Genomic DNA, 20,211 nt, shown 5'->3' on the forward strand with positions numbered 1-20,211 from the left:
CGCGGTCACGATACCTTGCGGTACCTTCGGGCCGCTCAGGCCGTGCCGAGCGCCGCCAGCGCCTGCCCGCCGCCGAAACTCACCTGCTTCGGCGCCTCACCGCCCGCCGTCACCCGCACCGCGCAGTACTTCAGCTCCGGGATCTTCGCCACCGGGTCGAACTTGTCGTTGGTCACGCGGTTGATCGCCGCCTCGTAGTAGCAGAAGGGCACGAACACCGCGCCGCGCGGCGAGCTGTCGTCGGCGCGGCCGTACAGCGTGATCTTGCCGCGGCGCGACTCGATCGTGAGCAAGCCGCCAGGCTGCACGCCGAGCGCGTCGAGGTCCAGCGGATGCACGAGTGCCACCGGGTCGGGCTCGATCGCATCGAGCACGCCCGCACGCCGCGTCATGCTGCCGGTGTGCCAGTGTTCGAGCTGCCGGCCGGTGATCAGCACCATCGGGTACTCGGCATCGGGCCGCTCGGCAGCGGGGATGATGTCCGCGGGCACGAAGCGCGCCACGCCGCCTTCGCGCGGGAAGTCGTGGTCGAACACGACGGACGTGCCGGGGTCGCCTTCCTTGACGCACGGGTAGGTCACTGCGTGCTGCCGCTCCAGCCGGTCCCACGTGATGCCGCCGATGCTGGGCATGGTGTGCCGCATCTCGTCGAACACTTCGCTCACGTGCTCGTAATTCCAGTCGAGCCCGATGCGCCGCGCCATCTCCTGGATGATCCACAGGTCCTGCTTCGCATCGCCGGGGGGCTGCAGCGCCTGGCGGCCCAGTTGCACGAGCCGGTCGGTGTTGGTGAAAGTGCCGGTCTTCTCCGGGAAGGCACTGGCGGGCAGCACCACGTCGGCGAGGCAGGCCGTCTCGGTGAGGAAGATGTCCTGCACGACGAGGTGGTCCAGCTTGGCCAGCGCCTCGCGCGCATGGTTCGCGTCGGGGTCGGACATCGCGGGGTTCTCGCCCATGATGTACAGGCCCTTGACCTTGCCTTCGGCGGCGGCGTGCATCACTTCCACCACCGTCAGGCCCGGCTTGTCGTCGAGCGTGCCCGGCTTCAGTTTCCACATCTGCTCGAACTTCGCACGCACCTGCGGCTCGATTACCTTCTGGTAATCGGGGAACATCATCGGGATCAGGCCCGCGTCCGATGCACCCTGCACGTTGTTCTGGCCGCGCAGCGGGTGCAGCCCGGTGCCGGGGCGGCCGATCTGGCCCGTCATCAGCGCGAGCGCAATCAGGCAGCGCGCGTTGTCCGTGCCGTGCACGTGCTGCGACACGCCCATGCCCCAGAGGATCATCGAGCCCTTCGACGTGGCGTACGTGCGCGCCACTTCGCGCAGGGTTTCGGCGGGGATGCCGCAGATCGGCGCCATCGCCTCGGGGCTGTAGCCCTCGACGTTCTTCTTCAGCTCGTCGTAGCCGATGGTGCGGCTCTTGATGAAGTCCTCGTTGACCAGGCCCTCGTGCACGATGACGTGCATCATCGCGTTGAGCATGGCCACGTCGGTGTCGGGCTTGAACTGCAGGAAGCGCCACGCCAGCCGCGACAGGTCCGACTTGCGCGGGTCCATCACGATCAGCTTCTTGCCGTTCTTCGCGGCGTTCTTCATCCACGTCGCCGCGACGGGGTGGTTCACCGTGGGGTTGGCGCCGATGACGATGATCACGTCGGCCTGCGTCACGTCCATCACGGGGTTGGACACGGCGCCGGAGCCGATGCCTTCCAGCAGCGCGGCCACCGACGACGCGTGGCACAGGCGCGTGCAGTGGTCGACGTTGTTGCTGCCGAAGCCGGTGCGCACGAGCTTCTGGAACAGGTAGGCCTCTTCGTTGCTGCCCTTGGCGGAGCCGAAGCCGACGAGGGCCTTGGGGCCATGCGTGTCGCGGATCTTCTTCAGGCTGTTGCCGGCGAGGTCGAGCGCTTCTTCCCAGCTCGCTTCGCGGAAGTACTCGTGCACGCGTGCGGGGTCGATCGTTTCGCCGGGGACCTTGGGCACGCCCGCCTTGCGGATCAGCGGCTTCGTGAGGCGCTGCGGGTGGCTCGCGTAGTCGAAGCCATAGCGGCCTTTCACGCACAGGCGCCCGTGGTTCGCGGGGCCGTCGCGGCCTTCCACGTAGAGGATCTTGTTGTCCTTGATGTTGTACGTCAGCTGGCAGCCGACGCCGCAATACGGGCACACCGACTCCACCTTCTTGTCCGGCACCTGCAGGCCGACGCCGCGCGCGGGCATCAGCGCGCCGGTGGGGCAGGCCTGCACGCACTCGCCGCAAGCGACGCAGGTGGACACACCCATCGGGTCGTCCATGTCGAAGACGATCTTCGAATGTTCGCCGCGGAAGGCCAGGCCGATCACGTCGTTGACCTGCTCGTCGCGGCAGGCGCGCAGGCATCGCGTGCACTGGATGCAGGCGTCGAGGTTCACCGCGATGGCGGGGTGCGAGACGTCCTGCGGAACCTGCACGCGCGAGGGGAAGCGCGGCTTGCCGACGCCGAGCTTCGCTGACCACAGGTCCACTTCGTTGCGGCGCGTGTACTCCGCCTCGGGCATGTCGGCCTGCAGCAGCTCCAGCACCATCTTCTGCGACTTGACGGCCCGGTCGCTGTCGGTGGTCACCTCCATGCCGTTGGCCGGGTTGCGGCAGCAGCTCGGGGCGAGGACGCGCTCGCCCTTGATCTCCACCATGCACGCGCGGCAGTTGCCGTCGGGGTCGAGGCCGGGCTTGTAGCACAGGCGCGGCACTTCCACGCCTTCGCGGTCGGCGACCTGGATGATGGTTTCGCTTGCCTTCGCCGTGACTTCCTTGCCGTTGAGCTTGAAGGTGACGGTGGGCGCGTCGAGTTGCGCGAGTTCGGCTCGGGTGACGGCGTTCATGACAGCTCGTGCGGGAAGTATTTGATGACGCAGTCGACCGGGTTCGGCGCTGCCTGTCCCAACCCGCAGATCGACGCATCGCGCATCACCTGCGAGAGATCGGCCAGCGTTGGCAGGTCCCACTTCGGCTGGTCCATCAACGCCACCGCCTTCGCGGTCCCGGCCCGGCAAGGCGTGCACTGCCCGCACGACTCCTCGCGGAAGAACCGCATCGTGTTCTTCGCGGCCATCGTGGCGCTGTCCTTGTCCGAAAGCACGACCACAGCCGCGGACCCGATGAAGCAGCCGTACGGCTGCAGTGTGTCGAAATCCAGCGGGATGTTGTTCATGCTGGCCGGCAGGATGCCGCCCGACGCGCCACCGGGCAGGTAGCCGTAGAACTTGTGGCCGTCGAGCATGCCGCCGCAGTGCTCCTCGATCAGCTCCTGGATCGTCACCCCCGCGGGTGCGAGCTTCACGCCGGGGTTCTTGACACGTCCGGAGACCGAGAACGAGCGCAAGCCCTTGCGCCCGTTCGCGCCCTGCGACGAGAACCAGTCCGCGCCGCGCTCCAGCAGCTCGCGCACCCAGTACAGCGTCTCGAAGTTGTGTTCGAGGGTGGGGCGGTTGAACAGGCCCACTTGCGCAACATAGGGCGGGCGCAGCCGCGGCATGCCGCGCTTGCCCTCGATCGATTCGATCATCGCGGACTCTTCGCCGCAGATGTATGCACCCGCGCCGCGCCGCAACTCGATTTTCGGCAAGCCTGCGCTCGGCGGGTCGGCTTGCAGGCGGTCCAGCTCCTGCTGCAGCAGCGCGCGGCAGCCGTGGTATTCGTCGCGCAGGTAGATGTAGATCGCGTCGATGCCGACCGCCCACGCGGCGATCAGCATGCCTTCGAGGAAGCGATGCGGATCGCGCTCGAGGTAAACGCGGTCCTTGAAGGTGCCGGGCTCGCCCTCGTCGATGTTCACCGCCATCAGGCGCGGCGCCGGCTCGGCGCGCACGATCTTCCACTTGCGCCCTGCGGGGAAGCCCGCGCCGCCCAGGCCGCGCAGGCCCGACGATTCGAGCGTGCCGATCACGTCGTCGACTTTGCGCTTGCCGGCGAGGCACTCTTCCAGCAGCTTGTACCCGCCCGAGGCGCGGTACTGCGACAGGCCGATGTAGCCTTCGGGCTCGTGCTTCGTCGCGCCGGTCTTCACCGCGTCGACCACCTTCTCGGAGGTTGCGCACGGCACCGGGTTCTGTCCAACCACAGCCGCAGGCGCCTGCTCGCATCGCCCGATGCAAGGCGCAGCCACAACGCGCACGTCAGGGCCGAGCAGCGCAGGCAGCTTCGCCAGCAGCTTCTGTGCCCCCGCCATCTCACAGGACAACCCATCACACACGCGCACCGTCAACGCAGGCGGCGCCGTGTCGGCTTCCTTCACGATGTCGAAGTGGTGGTAGAACGAAGCGACTTCGTACACCTCCGCCTGCGGCAGGCGCATCTCGTCCGCCAATGCGGCAAGGTGCGGGGCAGAAAGACAACCGAAACGGTCCTGCAGCTTGTGCAGGTGCTCGATCAGCAGGTCGCGGCGCAGCGGGGCGTCGCCGAGTGTTTCGCGCACTTCGGCAACGGCCACCGCGTCGGGGCGCCGGCCCTTCGGCCCCTTGCGCTTGCGCTCGCGCAAGTCCTCGCCACCGGCGACGATAGGGATGACTCGCGCTTGCATTGCTTCCTTAGGACTTCGGGATCAGTCCGGCCGCACGGGCCCACTGGTACTTGGCGCCGAGGATCTCGACGGGAATCTCCGTCGAGTACGCATACGCCGGGATGCCGTTCTCGTACAGGTACTGCGCGGCTTCCTCGACTTCGACGTCGCCCGCGAGCGAAGCGACCACGGGCTTGATCTTGCCCTTCTCCTTCATCTCGTTGACCACCGTCACCATGTTCTTCGCGAACACCATGGGCGGCGTCACGATGGTGTGCCAGTAGCCCAGGATCAGCGCATGGATGCGGTCGTCCTCCAGGCCCAGCTTCACGGTGTTCATGTAGGTGATGGGCGGCTCGCCGCCGGTGATGTCCACCGGGTTGCCGGCCGCGCCGAACGGCGGGATGAACTTGCGGAAGGCTGCGTCCAGGTCCGCGGGCATCGGCTTGAGCAGCTTCAGGCCGTTGTCCACGCACGCGTCGGACAGCAGCACGCCCGAGCCGCCCGCGCCGGTGATGATCACGACGTTCTCGCCCTTGGGCGTGGGCAGGATCGGCACGCCGCGCGCGAAGTCCAGCATCTGGCGCAGGCTGCGCGCGCGGATCACGCCGCTCTGGCGCAGCACGTCCTCGTAGATCTTGTCGGTGCCGGCGACGGCGCCGGTGTGCGAAGCAGCGGCGGCAGCGCCCATTGCCGTGCGGCCGGCCTTGAGCATGATCACCGGCTTCTTCTTCGAGACGCGCTTGGCGACTTCCGCGAAAGCGCGGCCGTCCTTCAGGTCTTCCGCGTGCTGCGCGATCACCTTCGTGTTGTCGTCCTGCTCGAAGAACAGCAGCAGGTCGTCCTCGTCGATGTCGCTCTTGTTGCCCAGGCCGACGATGGCCGACACGCCCATCTTCGCGCTGCGCGAGTAGCCGATGATCGCCATGCCGATGCCGCCGGACTGCGACGAGAGAGCCGTGGAGCCCTTGTAGTCGTAGGCCGTGCAGAACGTGGCGCACAGGTTCGAAGGCGTGTAGTAGAAGCCGTAGATGTTCGGCCCCATCAGGCGGATGTTGTACTCGCGCCCGATCTTCTGCAGCTCCTCCTGCCCCTCGATGTTGCCGGTCTCGCCGAAGCCGGACGGGATGAGGATCGCGCCCGCGATCTTCTTCTCACCGCACTCCTTCAGCGCACCGGCCACCAGCGGCGCGGGAATCGCGAAGACGGCCGTGTCGATCTCCTCCGGCACGTCCTTGACGCTCTTGTACGCCGTGAGGCCCATGATCTCGCCGCCCTTGGGCGTGATCGGGAAGATCTTGCCCTTGTAGCCGCCGTTGATGAGGTTCTTCATCACCGAGTTGCCGATCTTGCCGGCCTGGTCCGATGCGCCGATCACCGCCACGGCCTTGGGCTTCATGATGCGGTTCATCGACGCGACCACGTCCTTCTCGTCGGGGCGATAACGCGGCGCCTTCGGCGCGAAGTTCACGACGATGCGCACGTCGGCGGCGATCGCGCCTTCCTCGCTGGCGAAGATGGGGTTGAGGTCCATCTCGGCGATCTCGGGGAAGTCCGTCACCAGCTGCGACACGCGCACGATCACGTCCTGCAACGCCTCGCGGTTGACCGGCTTGCCGCCGCGCACGCCGCGCAGCATCTCGGCCGCCTGGATGCCGTCGAGCATCGATGCCGCATCGTCCTTTGTCGCGGGCGCGAGGCGGAAGGTCACGTCCTTCAGCACTTCCACCAGCACGCCGCCCATGCCGAAGGCCACGAGCTTGCCGAAGCTGTTGTCGGTCATCGCGCCGACGATCACTTCCTGCCCGCCCTTGATCATCTGCTGCACCTGCACGCCCAGGATCTTCGCGTCGGCCTTGTACTTCTTCGCGTTCGCAACGATCTGCTCGTAAGCGGTGACGGCGTCGTCGGCGTTCTTCACGCCCACCACCACGCCGCCGGCTTCGGTCTTGTGCAGGATGTCGGGCGAAACGATCTTCATCACGACCGGGAAGCCCATCCCCGAAGCGAGCTTCGATGCTTCCGCAGCACTGGATGCCACGCCTTCGCCGGGCACCTTGATGCCGTAGGCATCGCACAACAGCTTGCCTTCGGGCGCCGTGAGCGAGTCACGACCCGACTTCTTGACCTCGTCGAGGACCTGACGGACTTTGGCCTTGTCGTAGCTCATGGTTCGCTCCTTAGATGACTTTGGACTCTTTGAGGTCGGCAATCTGGGCCTGCGTGTAGCCCAGTTGCTCGAGCACTTCGACGGTGTGCTCGCCCAGCAGGGGCGAGCGCGTCACTTCGGTCGGGCTGTCGGACAGCTTGATCGGGTTGCCCACCGACAGGTACTTGCCGCGCTTGGGGTGATCGACTTCCACGATCGTGCCCGTCTCGCGCAGCGACGGTTCCTCGGCCAGCTCCTTCATCGACAGGATCGGCCCGCAGGGGATGTCGTACTTGTTGAGGATCTCCATCGCCTCGAACTTCGTCTTGGTCTTGGTCCACTCCTCGATGCGCGAGAAGATGGTCTTCAGGTGCGGCAGCCGCGCCTTGGGCGTGCTGTAGCTCGGGTCGGTGATCCACGTTTCCTCGCCGATCACCTTGCAGATCGACTCCCACACCGGCGCCTGCGTGATGAAGTAGATGTAGGCGTTGGGGTCGTGCTGCCAGCCCTTGCACTTGAGGATCCAGCCCGGCTGGCCGCCGCCCGATGCGTTGCCCGCGCGCGGCACGGCTTCGCCGAACTCGCCTTCGGGGTACTGCGGGTACTCCTCGAGCACGTGCTTGCGGTCCAGGCGCTGCTGGTCGCGCAGCTTCACGCGGCAGAGGTTGAGCACGGCGTCCTGCATGGCGGCGAGCACGCGCTGGCCGCGGCCGGTTTTCTCGCGCTGGAACAGCGCCGTGACGATGCCCAGGCACAGGTGCAGGCCGGTGCCGCTGTCGCCGATCTGCGCACCGGTCACCAGCGGCGGGCCGTCGTCGAAGCCGGTGGTGCTGGCGGCGCCGCCCGCGCATTGCGCGACGTTCTCGTAGACCTTGCAGTCCTCGTACGGGCCGGGGCCGAAGCCCTTGACCGACGCCATGATCATGCGCGGGTTGATCTTCTGGATGTTCTCCCAGCCGAAACCCATGCGGTCCAGCGCGCCGGGGGCGAAGTTCTCCACCAGCACGTCGCACTCCTTGATCAGGCGCGTGAGGATCTCCTTGCCCTTGGGGTCCTTCGTGTTGACGGTGATGGACCGCTTGTTGTGGTTCAGCATCGTGAAGTAGAGGCTGTCCACGCCGTCGATGTCGCGCAGCTGCCCGCGCGTGGCGTCGCCTTCGCCCGCCTTCTCCACCTTGATGACGTCCGCGCCGAACCAGCCGAGCAGCTGCGTGCAGGTGGGGCCCGACTGCACGTGCGTGAAGTCGAGGATCTTGATGCCGTCGAGTGCCTTGCCCATGTGCTCTTTCTCCAAAAGTTATTTCTTCCTGGCCATGGCCGGGTTCAGGCTGGTGATGCGCCCGCTTTCCGTGCCCGCCGTCTCGTCGATGATCGCGTTGATGAGGGTCGGTTTGCCCGAAGAAACCGCCTCATCGATCGCCGCACGCAGCTCCGCACGCGACGCGGCGCGCACGCCCACGCCGCCGAAGGCCTGCATCATCAGCTCGTATTTCGCGTCCTTGACGAACACCGTGGGCGCCACTTCCGTGCCGCGCGGGTTGGTGTCCGTGCCCTTGTAGATGCCGTTGTTGTTGAACACCACCACGCACACGGGCAGGTTGTAGCGGCACACCGTCTCCACTTCCATGCCGGAGAAGCCGAAGGCGCTGTCGCCGCACACGGCGATGACGGGCTTGCCGGTCGCGACCGCGGCCGCAACGGAGTAGCCCATCCCGATGCCCATGATGCCCCACGTGCCCACGTCGATGCGCTTGCGCGGCTCGTACATGTCGACGATGGAGCGGCAGAAGTCCAGCGTGTTCGCGCCCTCGTTGACGAGGATGGCGTCGGGCCGCTCCTTGATCTTGTCCTTGATGACCGACAGCGCCGTCTGGAAGGTCATCGGGTTCGTGTCCTTGGCCATGTTCTCGGCCATCTTGGACAGGTTCTTGTCCTTCCTGTCCGCGATGGCGCCGGTCCAGTCGGACGGCGGCTTCTGCCAGCTGCTGCCGATGGCCGCGTTCATCGCGCAGATGCACGAGCCGATGTCGCCGATCACGGGCGCGGCCGTGGCGACGTTGCTGTCCGCCTCGGTCGGCGAGATGTCGACCTGGATGAACTTCGCCTTCGACGTTTCCTTGGACGACGCGGCGCCCCAGGTCTTGCCCTTGGCGTGCGACAGCAGCCAGTTCAGGCGCGCGCCGACCAGCATCACGACGTCGGCTTCGGCCAGCACGTACGACCGCGCAGCGGACGCGCACTGCGGGTGCGTGTCGGGCAGCAGGCCCTTGGCCATCGACATCGGCAGGTAGGGCACGCCGGTGGTTTCGATGAACTTCCTGATCTCGGCGTCGGCACGCGCATAGGCGGCGCCCTTGCCGAGGATCACCAGCGGCTTCTTCGCGGACTTGAGCAGGTCGATGGCGCGGGACACCGCGTCCGGCGCGGGGATCTGCTTCGGCGCCGGGTCGACGACTTCGATCAGCGACTTCCTGCCTACGTCCTTCGGCAGCGTCTGCGCGAACAGCTTGGCCGGCAGGTCGAGGTACACGCCGCCGGGGCGGCCGGACACGGCGGAGCGGATGGCGCGCGCGATGCCCACGCCGATGTCCTCGGCATGCAGCACGCGGAAAGCCGCCTTGCACAGCGGCTTGGCGATGGCCAGCTGGTCCATCTCCTCGTAGTCGCCCTGCTGCAGGTCGACGATCTCGCGCTCGCTGGAGCCGGAGACCAGGATCATCGGGAAGCAGTTGGTGTTGGCGTTGGCCAGCGCCGTCAGGCCGTTCAGGAAACCGGGCGCCGACACCGTGAAGCAGATGCCGGGCTTGCCGGTGAGGAAGCCGTGCGCGGCGGCGGCGTTGCCCGCGTGCTGCTCATGGCGGAACGAGATCACCTTCATGCCTTCGGCCTGCGCCATGCGCAGGAAGTCCGTGATGGGGATGCCGGGGAGGGCGTAGATGGTGTCGATGCCGTTCAACTTCAGCGCTTCGATCACCAGGTGGAAGCCATCGGTGGTTTCGGCGGCGGCTTGGACTTCGTTCGTCATGTCAAGGGTTCTCCGAGGGTCGGGGCTATGATAGGAATCGCCCTTTCGGAAAGCTCTTGACCGCAGTCAATTTTTGAAAATTTCCCTTTAAGCCGTGTCCTCCATCGAACAGCATCCCGAGCGCAACGTCATCCGCGTGCAACTGGCGCACAACGTGGTGCTCAAGGGCATGACCGCGGCCCAAATGGCAGAGCTGGAGCCGCTCCTCGTCGTGGTGGATTGCCAGAAAGGGGAGGGGTTGCTGCAGCAGGGCGTGCACGAGATGGAGCAGTACTTCATCCTCGACGGCATCTTGAAGCGCGTGGTTTCCAACCAGGAGGCCAAGGAGATGATCCTGCGCTTTGCCCACGAAGGCGAGATGGAAACCAGCTATGCGGCGTGGCGGCTGGGCACGCCGGCGCCCTACAGCATCGTCTGCGTCACCAAGGCGCGAGTGGCCAAATTACCGCTGCGCGACTGGGTGGCATTCATCGAACGGCACCCGGGGCTGAAACAAACTTTCGAGTACGAGGTGATGCACCACATGAGCGAGATCATGGGGCACACGATCACGCTGCACCTCCTCGATGCGCCGGGGCGGTTCAAGCGCTTCATGCGCAAGCACGCCGAGCTGTTCGAACGCATCCCTAAAAAGGAACTGGCAACTTACCTCAACCTTTCCGCCGAAACGCTTTCGCGGCTGAAGCAGCGCGGGAAGATCTAGGTTTTGCTGTAGGTGAACCGGCGCGAGATCGACATCACTCGCAGCTGGTTGTCCACATTCCCCGTCCCGGCCACGACGCCCGCCACGCGGGCGACCTCGGCCAGTTCCTGGTCGTTCACCACCATGCCCGAAAGCGTCACCTTGCCGCCTTCGGAATCGATGTCGACATTGGTGCTGGCCGTCGATTCGTTGGCCTTCAGCGCGGCGCGCACGCGCGCGTTCAGTGCCAGCGCCTCCAGGCGCGCACGCGAGGCGTCCGTCTCCTGGAACTCGGGCCGCGCCGCCAGCGCAAGGATCTGCGCCACCGCGCTGTCCACCGTGATGCGATCCATGTTGATGACCAGGTCGTAGAGCACCGGGTCGCCCCAGTTCACGCCGAACTGCGCGCGCATGCGGCTGGCGTGCGCCTCGTCGCTTCGGCGCACTTCCGCTTCCGCCGCCGCACGGTCTTCGGTGCCGAGGTTCTCCATCAGCCACGCCACGCGGTTGGCGAAGGAGCGCGTGATGCGCACGCTCACCACATGCGACACCGGCCGCAGCAGGAGTGTCGCACCCCAGCCGCGCAGCACCACGTTGCCGCGCTGCGCCTGCGAGAACACTTCCTCGGCCGTGTAGACGGCCACGCTCTTCGCGTCGGTGGAGAGGCGCTCCACGAGGCCGGCCTTGCCGCCACGCAGGCGGTTGATCAGGCTCGTGGGCACCTGCATGCGCTCGGCCACGTTCTCGACGACTTCGTGTCGCGTCACCGCGAGGCCGGCGGTCTCCCCCAGCCGTACGGCCACGTCCTTGGCCAGCGAGCCCATTTCCTGGGTGAGGGCGATGACCGGCATGTCAGTCCACCGGTTGCTCTTGCGCGAATTCCACCGGCTTGGGCTTGCGCAGCTTCTGCACCAGCTTCGACAGCAGCGGCCAGAACAGCAGCACCAGCGCCAGCGTGGTGATGGAGCCCACCAGCATGTTGGACCACATGATGCCCAGGTCGCCCTGCGACACGAGCATGGCCTGGCGGAACGAGTCCTCGGCCTTGTCGCCCAGCACCAGCGCCAGCACCAGCGGCGCCAGCGGGTAATCGAGCTTCTTGAAGATGTAGCCGATGACGCCGAAGCCGAGCATGAACCACACGTCGAGCATCGCGTTGTGCACGGTGTATGCGCCGATCACGCAGATGACGATGATCACCGGCGCGATGATCGCGAAGGGCACGCGCAGGATCGCGGCGAAGAGCGGCACGGTCGTCAGCACCACCAGCAGGCCGGCGATGTTGCCCAGGTACATGGAGGCGATGAGGCCCCACACGAAGTCCTTCTGCTCCACGAAGAGCAGCGGGCCGGGCTGCAGGCCCCAGATCAGCAGGCCACCCAGCAGCACGGCCGCCGTGGGCGAGCCGGGGATGCCCAGGGCCAGCATGGGCAGCAGCGCGCTCGTGCCGGCCGCGTGGGCCGCCGTCTCGGGCGCGACCACGCCCTCGATCTGGCCAGTGCCGAACTTCGCGCCGTCGCGGGACATTTTCTTCGCCAGGCCGTACGACATGAACGACGCAGGCGTCGCGCCACCGGGCGTGATGCCCATCCAGATGCCGACCAGCGAGCTGCGCAGGGACGTCACCCAGTAGCGCGGCAACTCCTTCCAGGTCTCCCACACCACCTTCGTGTTCAGCTTGGCGCTCTTGCCGCTGAAGGCCAGGCCTTCCTCCATCGACAGCAGGATCTCGCCGATGCCGAAAAGGCCGATGACCGCGATCAGGAAATCGAAGCCGCGCATCAAATCCGGGATGCCGAAGGTGAGGCGCAATTGGCCGGTCACGGTGTCCATGCCCACGGCCGCCAGCGCGAAGCCTATGGCCATCGAAGCGAGGATCTTGAACGGCGACCCCTTGCCCATGCCCACGAAACTGCAGAAGGTGAGCAGGTAGACCGCGAAGAACTCCGGCGGCCCGAACTTCAGCGCGAACTTCGCGACCAGCGGCGCGAGGAAGGTGATCATCACCACCGCGACGAAGGCGCCGACGAAAGACGACGTGAACGCCGCCGTGAGCGCGCGGCCCGCCTGCCCCTGCTGTGCCATCGGGTAGCCGTCGAACGTGGTCGCCACCGACCAGGGCTCGCCCGGTATGTTGAACAGGATCGACGTGATCGCCCCGCCGAACAGCGCGCCCCAGTAGATGCACGACAGCATGATGATCGCCGACGTGGGCGACATGCTGAAGGTCAGCGGCAGCAGGATGGCCACGCCGTTGGCGCCGCCGAGCCCCGGCAATACGCCGATGAGTACGCCGAGCACGATGCCCACCAGCATCAGGCCGATGTTGGTGGGCGACAGGACGACCTGGAAGCCGTGGAACAGTGCGTTGAGTTCTTCCATGGCCCTCAATACCCCGTGAACGAGAGCAGGTTGACCGCGCCCTTGAAGAGCGGCACCTTGAACCAGACCTCGAACATCATGAAGAACAGGCCCATGATGATCACCGCCGCGACGATGCTCTTGGGCCACGCGAACTTGCCGAGCACCGCCATGAAGACCGCGATGTACACGGCCGACGCGATGTAGACGCCGAACACCTGCACCGCGCCGATGTACAGCGCCGCGGGCACCAGCACCGTCAGCACCTGCTTGAGCTGCTCGTTGTCGACGAAGACGTCGGTGCGGCGCCTGCGCAGCGCCTGCAGGAAGATGCCCGCGCCCGAGACGGTGAGGATCAGCCCGATGTAGAACGGGAAGTAGCCCGGCCCGGGCCCGTCGCTGGTCCACTTTGAGCCGAGGTTCCAGCTGCCGATGAGCACCGTCAGGCCGAAGGCCGCCACCAGGGCGGCCACGACGAGCTCGACGGTGTGGGTGCCGATGCCGCGCGGCTCCTCGCCGCCTTGTTGCGTCGCGTCCATCTGCTTACTTCGCCAGGAAGCCGGCGTCCTTCATCAGCTCGCGGTGCATCTGCTCCGCCTTGCCCAGCCACTGGAAGTACGCGTCGCCGTCCATGTAGGTCTGGTTGAACGCGCCTTTCTCCATGTAGTCCTTCCACTCCGGCGTGGCGCGGACTTTCTTGAGCAGGTCCACGTAGAACTGCGTCTGCTCCTTCGTGACGCCCGGCGCCATGAAGATGCCCCGCAGCATGGTGTAGGTCGTCGGCACGCCCGACTCCTTGCAGGTGGGCACGTCCTGCCATGACTGCGTGTCGGTGATCTTGGCGGGGTAGGGCATGCGCTTGTCGTCGAACACGCACAGCGCCTTGAGCTGCTTGGCGCGCCACTGCGCCACCGCTTCGATCGGGTTGTTGACCGTGGAGTCCACGTGCTTGCCCACCAGCTGCACGGCCACCTCGCCGCCGCCCTTGAACGGGATGTAGATGAACTTGGTGCCGGTGGCCTTCTCGATGCCGACGGTGAGGATCTGGTCTTCCTGCTTGGAGCCGGTGCCGCCCATCTTCATCTTGTTGGGGCCGGCCGCTTTCACGGCGTCGAGGTATTCCTTCGCGGTCTTGTACGGCGTGTCCGCGTTGACCCACAGCACGAAGTTGTCCAGGGCCATCATCGACACGGGCGTCATGTCCCGCCAGTTGAAAGGCACGCCGGTTGCCAGCGGCGTCGTGAACAGGTTGGACAGCGTGACGACGATCTTGTGCGGGTCGCCCTTGGCGCCCTTGATGTCGAGGAAGCCTTCCGCGCCCGCGCCGCCCGACTTGTTGACGACGACCATGGGCTGCTTCATCAGGTTGTGCTTCACCACCACGCCCTGGATCAGCCGCGCCATCTGGTCGGCGCCGCCGCCGGTGCCCGCGGGCACGACGAATTCGACGGGCTTGGTGGGCTCCCACGCCGCCTGCGCGAGCGGCGCGAAGAGGCCTGAAACGGCAAGGGCGAGCGCGGTCGCCAGGCGGGGGAAACGTGAACTACGAGGATGCATCGCTTTTGTCTCCTGCTGTTGTGTTCGTGCCGGCCCTGTGCCCGGGCCTGTGCACATGCGATGCTCACTCCAACGCGCCGCGCGCGCTCTTGACTGCGGTCAAGAACGCGGGTTTGTACCGAGGGGAGGAATCTGTGTCGAAACGAAACGCGTGCCCAGCGTTTCGATCGCCTTCACCAGGAAATCGGCGTCGTAGGCACGCAGCAGGTGCGGATGTTCACGTTCGATGTATTGCCGGACGGGCTCACTTGCATCCCAGTGCCAGTCGAGGCCGAGTTCTTCCAGCGCGAGCTGTTGAGTAGCGGTCATGGTGGGGCTCCTTTTGCGCAGACTCTAGGTCGCCTGGACGATCAATGACAGTGAAAGTATTTGATCGTTTCCATCCATGAACGCTTATAGTCACTTTGCATGAGGAACGCGACGCTCCGGCAGCTGAAGGTGTTCGAGGCCGTGGCGCGGCACCTGAGCTTCTCGCGCGCGGCCGAGGAGCTGCACCTCACGCAGCCCGCGGTGAGCACGCAGGTGCGCAAGCTGCAGGAGCACGTGGGGTTGCCCCTGTACGAGCAGCTGGGCAAGAAGGTGCACCTCACGCCGGCGGGCGCGCAGATGCTCGTGTCCAGCCGCGAGATCATCCAGAAGTTCAAGGAGGCCGAGGAGGCGCTCGCGGCGTACAAGGGCGTGTCGGGCGGGCGGCTGAACGTGGCGGTGATCAGTGCCGGCGACTACTTCTTCCCGAGCCTGCTGGTGGAGTTCGCGCAGCGGCATGAAGGTGTCACGCTCAACTTCGGCGTGTGCAACCGCGAGGAACTGCTCGCGCAGCTGGCCGGCAACCTCACCGACCTCGGGATCATGGTGCGGCCGCCCGATGCCGATTCGACCGACACTGTCGCCGAACCATTCGCGCCGCACCCTTATGTGATCGTCGCCCCACCGTCGCATCCGCTCGCGTCGCGCAAGCGCATCCCCGTCGCGCGCATCGCGAAGGAGCCCTTCATCGTGCGCGAGAAGGGGTCCGACACGTGGCATTCGATGGTGGAGGCGTTCGGCGAGCGCATCGACGACGTCAACATCGCGATGGAGATCAAGAGCACCGAGACGATCAAGCAGGCCGTTGCCGCGGGCATGGGCGTCGGCTTCCTCTCCGCGCACACGATCAGCCGCGAGCTGAAGTCACGCAGCCTCGTGGTGCTGGACGTGCTGGGTTTTCCGCTGATGCTGAACTGGTACGTGGTGCACCGGCGCACCAAGCGGCTGCCGCCGGTGGCGCAGGCGTTCAAGCTGTTCCTGGTGGAGGAGGGTGCGTCACAAATCGAACGCGCGCTTTCGGCGGCGCCGCGGCCCGCTAGACGCCATTCCGGCTAGCGGGGCCCAACTTTGCCGGTGATGGACATTCGAAATTTCATCATCGGTGTCGAAGCACACGCGCAAATAGTTTCTTGCATCGGTTCGTTAGAACCGATCCCGATGCATCCAGTAAATGACAAGTGCAGCGTAGGCAATCGCGAACCCGGCCGTGGCGGCGAAGATGCTCTGCACGAACATTGCGGAAAAAGAGGCTCCTCCACGTGCGAAGGTGAACGCCACGCCAAACGCCATCGCGGCTAGTGCGGACGTCCACAGCAGCGCCCATCGCAGGCGCTCTCGCTCGCCGACGGGAAACTGTTTCCGGCGAATCCATCCCCGATAGCCCAGCACCACAGCCAACAACCCAGCGACGCTGCTGAGATGTTGGAGAACGCCGTACAAGTAAATCGTCCTGCCTCGAATCTGTCCCAGTTCAAGCCGGAGCACCGGAAGCGCCTTCACGGCTTCACCGGAAGCATGCGTAAACGAATCCCACGCCACATGGGTGAGCGCCCCGATAAAAATGGCCGCCGCCAACGCGAAGAGGCCACGGACGGAATTCAATTCCGGCACTCGCAGCGCCTGCACTGCGCGACGGTGGGGTTGTGGCAGAGGCGACGCGAGTTGGACGTGCCACCTGCACAAGATAGAGGCAAGCAGTGTGCAAATCGGGACGCAAATCAGCAAAGAACCGAGGGTCGAGTGCGCTGCCGTCGCGATGTCAAACCGTCCAACGTAGTACGCAAAATCAGGAGAAAAGCTTCCGAGAACCAAGCCCAGGAATGGAAGCCCTTGGCGTGCCGCTGCCTGGCGGATTGGCATGACAGCCGCGGCATGCGAGAGGGTGAGCGGCATAGGAGAGCCTGCCGAAGATCAGGCGCCGAATCCTTCATTGATACAGGTCAAGCCATGGGTCGGATACGGTTCGAACTTGTGGGTTTGAACGTTCACGAACCACGCCCGATGGATCTTGCGCAACCGCGCCTTCTGTTCTCCCTTCACGACTGCAATGACTTCAGGGGCCTCAACACCTCCCCTTTCGCACAAGCCGGCCATCGCAACAACATGGCCCCTCGGTATGTCCGGCTCCGGCATGACGGCCACGACCTCCCAACTGGGTTTTCCCGCCCGGTCGCGCGAGATCAGCTTCTGCAACCACCACATGCGTCCTCTTGGCGAGCTCACCTCGGCAATAGCATATTCGCTGTCGGCCTGGATCCTTAGCATGGAACCGCCAAGGTCTTCGTGATCTGCAGGTATGGGCGGGACCCGAAGCCCGACATATGGAGAAGATTCGCCGGGGATACTCGATGCGCAAAACAATGCAGTTGAGGCGACCAGTGTGATGAGACCCCAGCGCACGAACGGCGAACGGGCTGGCACGCAGCGCGCAAACGGAGCAGGAACGTGGGTGATCGCGTCCAATTGCAAGCTGGGTTCGGGCAGGCTCATGCAGCGGATCATATGGGCGCACCGACAAAAATCCTTGAAGCGAGACCTTTGTCGCGGCACGACGTAGAAGTCCCGAGCAGCGTAACGCGACGCTATACAATTTGGGGTATGATCAAGTCGTCGTCTTGGCGCGCAGCTCGGGCGCCTGAACATGGCTCGCGCACCGCTGCACATGAACGTGCCGGGGTGGAAGCTGCACCCGCTCACGGGCGGGCTTGCAGGCCATTGGGCCGTGTGGGTCAGCGGAAGCTGGCGCATGACTTTCGCGTTCGAAAATGGCGACGCCGTTCTCGTGGAATATCAGGACTATCACTGAAGGAGTACCGTGATGGCACGCATGCATAACCCCCCACATCCCGGCCTGACGCTGCGCGACGATGTCCTGCCGGCGCTCGGCCTGAGCGTCACTGAAGCGGCGGCGCAACTCGGAGTGACCCGCGTGGCTCTGTCGCGGGTGTTGAACGGACGTGCCGCAATCTCGCCCGAGATGGCGCTGCGGCTGGAAGCGTGGCTCGGCGAGGAAAACGGAGGAGCCGCGCACCTGTGGCTGGCGGAGCAGTCCGCCTATGACGAGTGGCAGGCGCGCAAGGCGCTCAAGGCAAAGCCGCTGCGCGTGAAGCGGGTCGAAATGCCGAGCACTACTTCCTGAGTTCCTCGATCTCTTTGGCGAGATCGGCGGCCGGGAGCTCGGCGAACGCGCGCAGAAGCTCGATGATTTCGTCGCAGCGGCCAAGGGAGGGGTTCTCGCGAACCTGAGAAACCATCTCCTGGACATCGGCTGTATTCTGGCGTTTCGCGTACTCAATGAATGGTGAGTGCTGCACCAGCATCATCAGCTCCGGGTGAGCCTGCCGAAGTCTGCCAACCGCAGCTTCCACTTGTTCCGCCTGCCCTGGAGCGATGCGTTTGCACATGTCGATGGCACCGTCTGTAATCCGGTAATAGCTGTAGACAGAGTGCCTCTTCTTTTGCTCAATATCGAAACGCTTCAGCGCTTCAGGAGCTTCGGCTATCACGGCTTCGAGAATGTCTCGTGACCCCTGGACGTTGGCTCGCGTCTGCTCCTGCTGCGTCCTGCAGGTCTCCTGCCATAGTCTCTTTGCCTGGTCCGCAGAGGTTCTTGCCCCTGCCTGTTCAAGCAGCCTCCTGGTTCTCAGATAAGGACTCTCCGGCGGGCCAAGGTAGTAGTACTGGGCGGCAAGCAATTGCTTTCGAGCCGCGGCCTCGTTCAACACCGCCGGCCTGCAAACCCACATGGCTTGCCATGAAGCCGTGTTTGCGTACAGCCAAGCCGTCATGCCCTGCGGATTGATCTCATCGATTGACTCGCGCACTCCTGGCGACTTCAGCAACTCCTCGACAAGCCCGGAGAAGCCCATGAACGCCGCTGCCATCAACGGCGTCTGTCCCATGCTGTTCCTTTCCACGAGCCCCGCCCGGTCGCCATTGCTGGCGTAGTCCCCAATCTCGTCGGCGGCCATCTTTCCCGCGGCAATGAAAGCCAGGATCTGGCGTTCACGAACGCGGCTGGCGCCGATTGAAATCATCCGCAGGCGAAGCTCCGTAATGATCTGGTGGGGCTTCTTCCACCCGTCTGCTGCCGGACCCGGCAAATAGGGCGTGGTAACGCGTAGCAAGGGGTCAGGGATCCACCCGAAGACGCTCTGCCGAAGAAGCGCGTACTTCAATGAAGAGTCCACTTTGCTGGTCAGCCTGCAGAAGGCGCGCTCAATGTTCTGAACGCACGCAATAGCGTGTTGCACTGGAAACAGCGCCGCGAGTGCGGTGAGGTACGTCGCCTCCTCGCTGCTCGTGGAGGCCGTGTATTCACAACCTGCCTCGCAACCGAGGTCGTTCCATTTCGCGTCGGGTTGCTTTCCCATTCCTTCCAGGATCCATTTGCCGCTCGATCTGGACAAATGGATCTTGCCAAGCTCATCGTTGGCGTCGGCAAGCGCGTAGGTGCCAATGTCGTAGTCGGTCAGTTCGCCCTCAGGGCGCTGCTTCGCGTCAACCTGGCGGGGTGGTTCGACGCCCTCCACGGACGTGCAGGGTCTTGCTGCGATCCTTGTGTCGCACACCATGGTGCTGCGCAGGTACTGCGTCCATCGAGCGACCTGCCTTGCGTCCGGCTTGAACCTGAAAGTCTTTTGAACGACGTAGAGCCCGTCATTTCCCTTGACCGCCTTGATCCATTTGTATTCCGGTTTTCCGGCCGCCTCGCTTCGCGCGCAGGACAGCATCCACATGGCGAAGGGGTAACCGTTGTCCTCACCTTCCATGATGGACGCGGACTCGGCCTTCTCGCAGGCGGCCAGCCACTGCCGCTGCATGTCGGAACGGAAACCTTCAAGGGTCGGGGGATTCGGTCCGAGGAAGTATTGTGTGCTGACCTTCCGGGACCAGCTATCGATGCTCTCGGCGACCGGAATCACCTCCCCGGTCACGACATGGTCGTTTCTCGCTCGATAACCGACCTTGTAGCCGGCTGGCAATTTCTGAAGAAGGTTTTCGTTCCTGAGCGCGCTCATCTCGCGTTGGGCGCAAGCTCGAGCACTTCCCACGACAAGCTCACTCGCAGACTTCTCCCACTCCGCCCGCGCCACAGGCATGATCCGGTTGAGGGCCTCGGCGGTCGGTGTCTTCAAGAAGTCAAGCAGCGCTTTGAGGTCCGCAGCAGCGAGCGAGTCCGCTGCCTTGCAACCTGACGGGGCGCCGGGCAAACCGCATGCGCGGACGGCCAGATTGAACTTCGATCCGCTCGGGCTCTCCAGGAAGTCCGCGACAGCGCCGGCATCGATTGATTTCAAATGCTGCTCATGAATACGGATCCAATCGCGGAGCATCGAAGCCTCCAGGTTCTTCTCCGTAAAGCAGTCGAGCGTACGTGCGACCAGCAGGGGCTTGTGCCGCATCGTGTCGGCGAGCGCCCTTTCGACGAGCTTGTCTATTTGTTCCTGTACGCGCAGCACTTTGGCGAGGCGGCCCATCGGCTCATCGGGCCGTATGGCCTCCGTGGCACAGGCCGAGTGCGCGAGCGTGGCCAAGAGCGCATAGGTTCCCCTGCGCGCAATCGTGGTGATCAGGCTCGGTGCCATAGC

The 20,211-nt window shown here is 64.9% G+C and carries 16 protein-coding genes and 1 pseudogene; 4 read left to right on the plus strand and 13 right to left on the minus strand.

The window, feature by feature from the left end; genetic code table 11:
- Positions 1-35: 35 nt before the first annotated feature.
- From fdhF to oxc, 5 genes are read right to left on the minus strand one after another with little or no spacing between them, the layout of a single operon-like run.
- Positions 36-2,864: a formate dehydrogenase subunit alpha gene (fdhF, locus tag H8R02_RS24625; protein WP_187084163.1), complete on the minus strand. Its 2,829-nt coding sequence runs from the start codon at positions 2,862-2,864 to the stop codon at positions 36-38.
- Complete coding sequence (locus H8R02_RS24630) at positions 2,861-4,561, minus strand: NADH-ubiquinone oxidoreductase-F iron-sulfur binding region domain-containing protein (RefSeq protein WP_187084164.1); 1,701 nt, start codon at positions 4,559-4,561, stop codon at positions 2,861-2,863. Before H8R02_RS24630 ends, fdhF begins: the two co-directional genes overlap by 4 nt.
- A 7-nt stretch (positions 4,562-4,568) precedes the next feature.
- Positions 4,569-6,710 (minus strand): acetate--CoA ligase family protein, encoded by a 2,142-nt coding sequence (locus H8R02_RS24635; RefSeq protein ID WP_187084165.1) that lies wholly within the window; start codon positions 6,708-6,710, stop codon positions 4,569-4,571.
- Positions 6,711-6,720: 10 nt separating this feature from the next.
- Positions 6,721-7,968 carry a formyl-CoA transferase gene (frc, locus tag H8R02_RS24640; RefSeq protein ID WP_187084166.1) on the minus strand — a complete coding sequence of 416 codons (1,248 nt, stop codon included), beginning with the start codon at positions 7,966-7,968 and terminating at the stop codon, positions 6,721-6,723.
- A gap of 18 nt (positions 7,969-7,986) precedes the next feature.
- A complete protein-coding gene (gene oxc, locus H8R02_RS24645; protein ID WP_187084167.1) occupies positions 7,987-9,714 on the minus strand; it encodes an oxalyl-CoA decarboxylase in 1,728 nt (575 codons plus the stop codon).
- A 94-nt stretch (positions 9,715-9,808) separates the two neighbouring features.
- Between oxc and H8R02_RS24650 the strand changes: the two genes are divergently transcribed.
- Positions 9,809-10,417, plus strand: a complete 609-nt coding sequence (locus H8R02_RS24650; RefSeq protein ID WP_187084168.1) for a Crp/Fnr family transcriptional regulator — start codon at positions 9,809-9,811, stop codon at positions 10,415-10,417.
- Here H8R02_RS24650 and H8R02_RS24655 read toward each other — a convergent pair.
- The 5 genes from H8R02_RS24655 to H8R02_RS24675 all read right to left on the minus strand — a co-directional run bounded on the left by H8R02_RS24655 (position 10,414) and on the right by H8R02_RS24675 (position 14,623).
- Positions 10,414-11,247, minus strand: coding sequence for a cytidylate kinase family protein (locus tag H8R02_RS24655; RefSeq protein ID WP_187084169.1), 834 nt, complete (start codon positions 11,245-11,247; stop codon positions 10,414-10,416). The two genes, H8R02_RS24650 and H8R02_RS24655, sit on opposite strands and share 4 nt — an antisense overlap.
- Before the next feature lies 1 nt (position 11,248).
- The gene (locus H8R02_RS24660; protein ID WP_187084170.1) at positions 11,249-12,778 is read right to left on the minus strand and encodes a tripartite tricarboxylate transporter permease; all 1,530 of its coding nucleotides are present in this window, start codon (positions 12,776-12,778) and stop codon (positions 11,249-11,251) included.
- Between the two features lie 5 nt (positions 12,779-12,783).
- The gene (locus H8R02_RS24665) at positions 12,784-13,296 is read right to left on the minus strand and encodes a tripartite tricarboxylate transporter TctB family protein (RefSeq protein ID WP_187084171.1); all 513 of its coding nucleotides are present in this window, start codon (positions 13,294-13,296) and stop codon (positions 12,784-12,786) included.
- 4 nt (positions 13,297-13,300) lie between these two features.
- Positions 13,301-14,314, minus strand: a complete 1,014-nt coding sequence (locus tag H8R02_RS24670; protein ID WP_187084172.1) for a Bug family tripartite tricarboxylate transporter substrate binding protein — start codon at positions 14,312-14,314, stop codon at positions 13,301-13,303.
- A 99-nt stretch (positions 14,315-14,413) separates the two neighbouring features.
- Entirely contained in the window at positions 14,414-14,623 is a 210-nt protein-coding gene (locus tag H8R02_RS24675; protein ID WP_187084173.1) for a hypothetical protein, read from the minus strand.
- A 99-nt stretch (positions 14,624-14,722) separates the two neighbouring features.
- Between H8R02_RS24675 and H8R02_RS24680 the strand changes: the two genes are divergently transcribed.
- Positions 14,723-15,676 carry a LysR family transcriptional regulator gene (locus H8R02_RS24680; RefSeq protein WP_187084174.1) on the plus strand — a complete coding sequence of 318 codons (954 nt, stop codon included), beginning with the start codon at positions 14,723-14,725 and terminating at the stop codon, positions 15,674-15,676.
- Between the two features lie 87 nt (positions 15,677-15,763).
- Here the strand turns inward: H8R02_RS24680 and H8R02_RS24685 are convergent, their stop codons facing one another.
- Entirely contained in the window at positions 15,764-16,513 is a 750-nt protein-coding gene (locus tag H8R02_RS24685) for a DUF4184 family protein (protein ID WP_187084175.1), read from the minus strand.
- Positions 16,514-16,531: 18 nt separating this feature from the next.
- Positions 16,532-17,110, minus strand: a complete 579-nt coding sequence (locus H8R02_RS24690; RefSeq protein WP_187084176.1) for a hypothetical protein — start codon at positions 17,108-17,110, stop codon at positions 16,532-16,534.
- A gap of 136 nt (positions 17,111-17,246) precedes the next feature.
- On the opposite strand from H8R02_RS24690, the pseudogene H8R02_RS24695 reads away from it, so the two are divergent.
- Both H8R02_RS24695 and H8R02_RS24700 read left to right on the plus strand, forming a co-directional pair.
- Positions 17,247-17,426: pseudogene (locus tag H8R02_RS24695) on the plus strand (type II toxin-antitoxin system RelE/ParE family toxin); the annotation flags it as partial.
- Between the two features lie 12 nt (positions 17,427-17,438).
- Positions 17,439-17,759 carry a HigA family addiction module antitoxin gene (locus tag H8R02_RS24700; protein ID WP_187084178.1) on the plus strand — a complete coding sequence of 107 codons (321 nt, stop codon included), beginning with the start codon at positions 17,439-17,441 and terminating at the stop codon, positions 17,757-17,759.
- On the opposite strand, the gene H8R02_RS24705 is transcribed toward H8R02_RS24700, so the two are convergent.
- Entirely contained in the window at positions 17,749-20,208 is a 2,460-nt protein-coding gene (locus tag H8R02_RS24705; protein WP_187084179.1) for a hypothetical protein, read from the minus strand. The two genes, H8R02_RS24700 and H8R02_RS24705, sit on opposite strands and share 11 nt — an antisense overlap.
- Positions 20,209-20,211 lie beyond the last annotated feature (3 nt).

Origin of the sequence: Ramlibacter albus, assembly GCF_014297445.1 — a bacterium.
In the GTDB taxonomy this organism is placed as follows: domain Bacteria; phylum Pseudomonadota; class Gammaproteobacteria; order Burkholderiales; family Burkholderiaceae_C; genus Ramlibacter; species Ramlibacter albus.

What these genes read in the sequence shown, in the direction of transcription:
- H8R02_RS24685 (WP_187084175.1), bottom strand. Translation starts at nt 16,513, where the DNA reads ATGCCGCTCACCCTCTCGCATGCCGCGGCTGTCATGCCAATCCGCCAG.
- H8R02_RS24660 (WP_187084170.1), bottom strand. Translation starts at nt 12,778, where the DNA reads ATGGAAGAACTCAACGCACTGTTCCACGGCTTCCAGGTCGTCCTGTCG.
- H8R02_RS24635 (WP_187084165.1), bottom strand. Translation starts at nt 6,710, where the DNA reads ATGAGCTACGACAAGGCCAAAGTCCGTCAGGTCCTCGACGAGGTCAAG.
- oxc (WP_187084167.1), bottom strand. Translation starts at nt 9,714, where the DNA reads ATGACGAACGAAGTCCAAGCCGCCGCCGAAACCACCGATGGCTTCCAC.
- H8R02_RS24675 (WP_187084173.1), bottom strand. Translation starts at nt 14,623, where the DNA reads ATGACCGCTACTCAACAGCTCGCGCTGGAAGAACTCGGCCTCGACTGG.
- H8R02_RS24700 (WP_187084178.1), top strand. Translation starts at nt 17,439, where the DNA reads ATGGCACGCATGCATAACCCCCCACATCCCGGCCTGACGCTGCGCGAC.
- H8R02_RS24630 (WP_187084164.1), bottom strand. Translation starts at nt 4,561, where the DNA reads ATGCAAGCGCGAGTCATCCCTATCGTCGCCGGTGGCGAGGACTTGCGC.
- H8R02_RS24680 (WP_187084174.1), top strand. Translation starts at nt 14,723, where the DNA reads ATGAGGAACGCGACGCTCCGGCAGCTGAAGGTGTTCGAGGCCGTGGCG.
- fdhF (WP_187084163.1), bottom strand. Translation starts at nt 2,864, where the DNA reads ATGAACGCCGTCACCCGAGCCGAACTCGCGCAACTCGACGCGCCCACC.
- H8R02_RS24690 (WP_187084176.1), bottom strand. Translation starts at nt 17,110, where the DNA reads ATGAGCCTGCCCGAACCCAGCTTGCAATTGGACGCGATCACCCACGTT.
- H8R02_RS24665 (WP_187084171.1), bottom strand. Translation starts at nt 13,296, where the DNA reads ATGGACGCGACGCAACAAGGCGGCGAGGAGCCGCGCGGCATCGGCACC.
- frc (WP_187084166.1), bottom strand. Translation starts at nt 7,968, where the DNA reads ATGGGCAAGGCACTCGACGGCATCAAGATCCTCGACTTCACGCACGTG.
- H8R02_RS24705 (WP_187084179.1), bottom strand. Translation starts at nt 20,208, where the DNA reads ATGGCACCGAGCCTGATCACCACGATTGCGCGCAGGGGAACCTATGCG.
- H8R02_RS24655 (WP_187084169.1), bottom strand. Translation starts at nt 11,247, where the DNA reads ATGCCGGTCATCGCCCTCACCCAGGAAATGGGCTCGCTGGCCAAGGAC.
- H8R02_RS24670 (WP_187084172.1), bottom strand. Translation starts at nt 14,314, where the DNA reads ATGCATCCTCGTAGTTCACGTTTCCCCCGCCTGGCGACCGCGCTCGCC.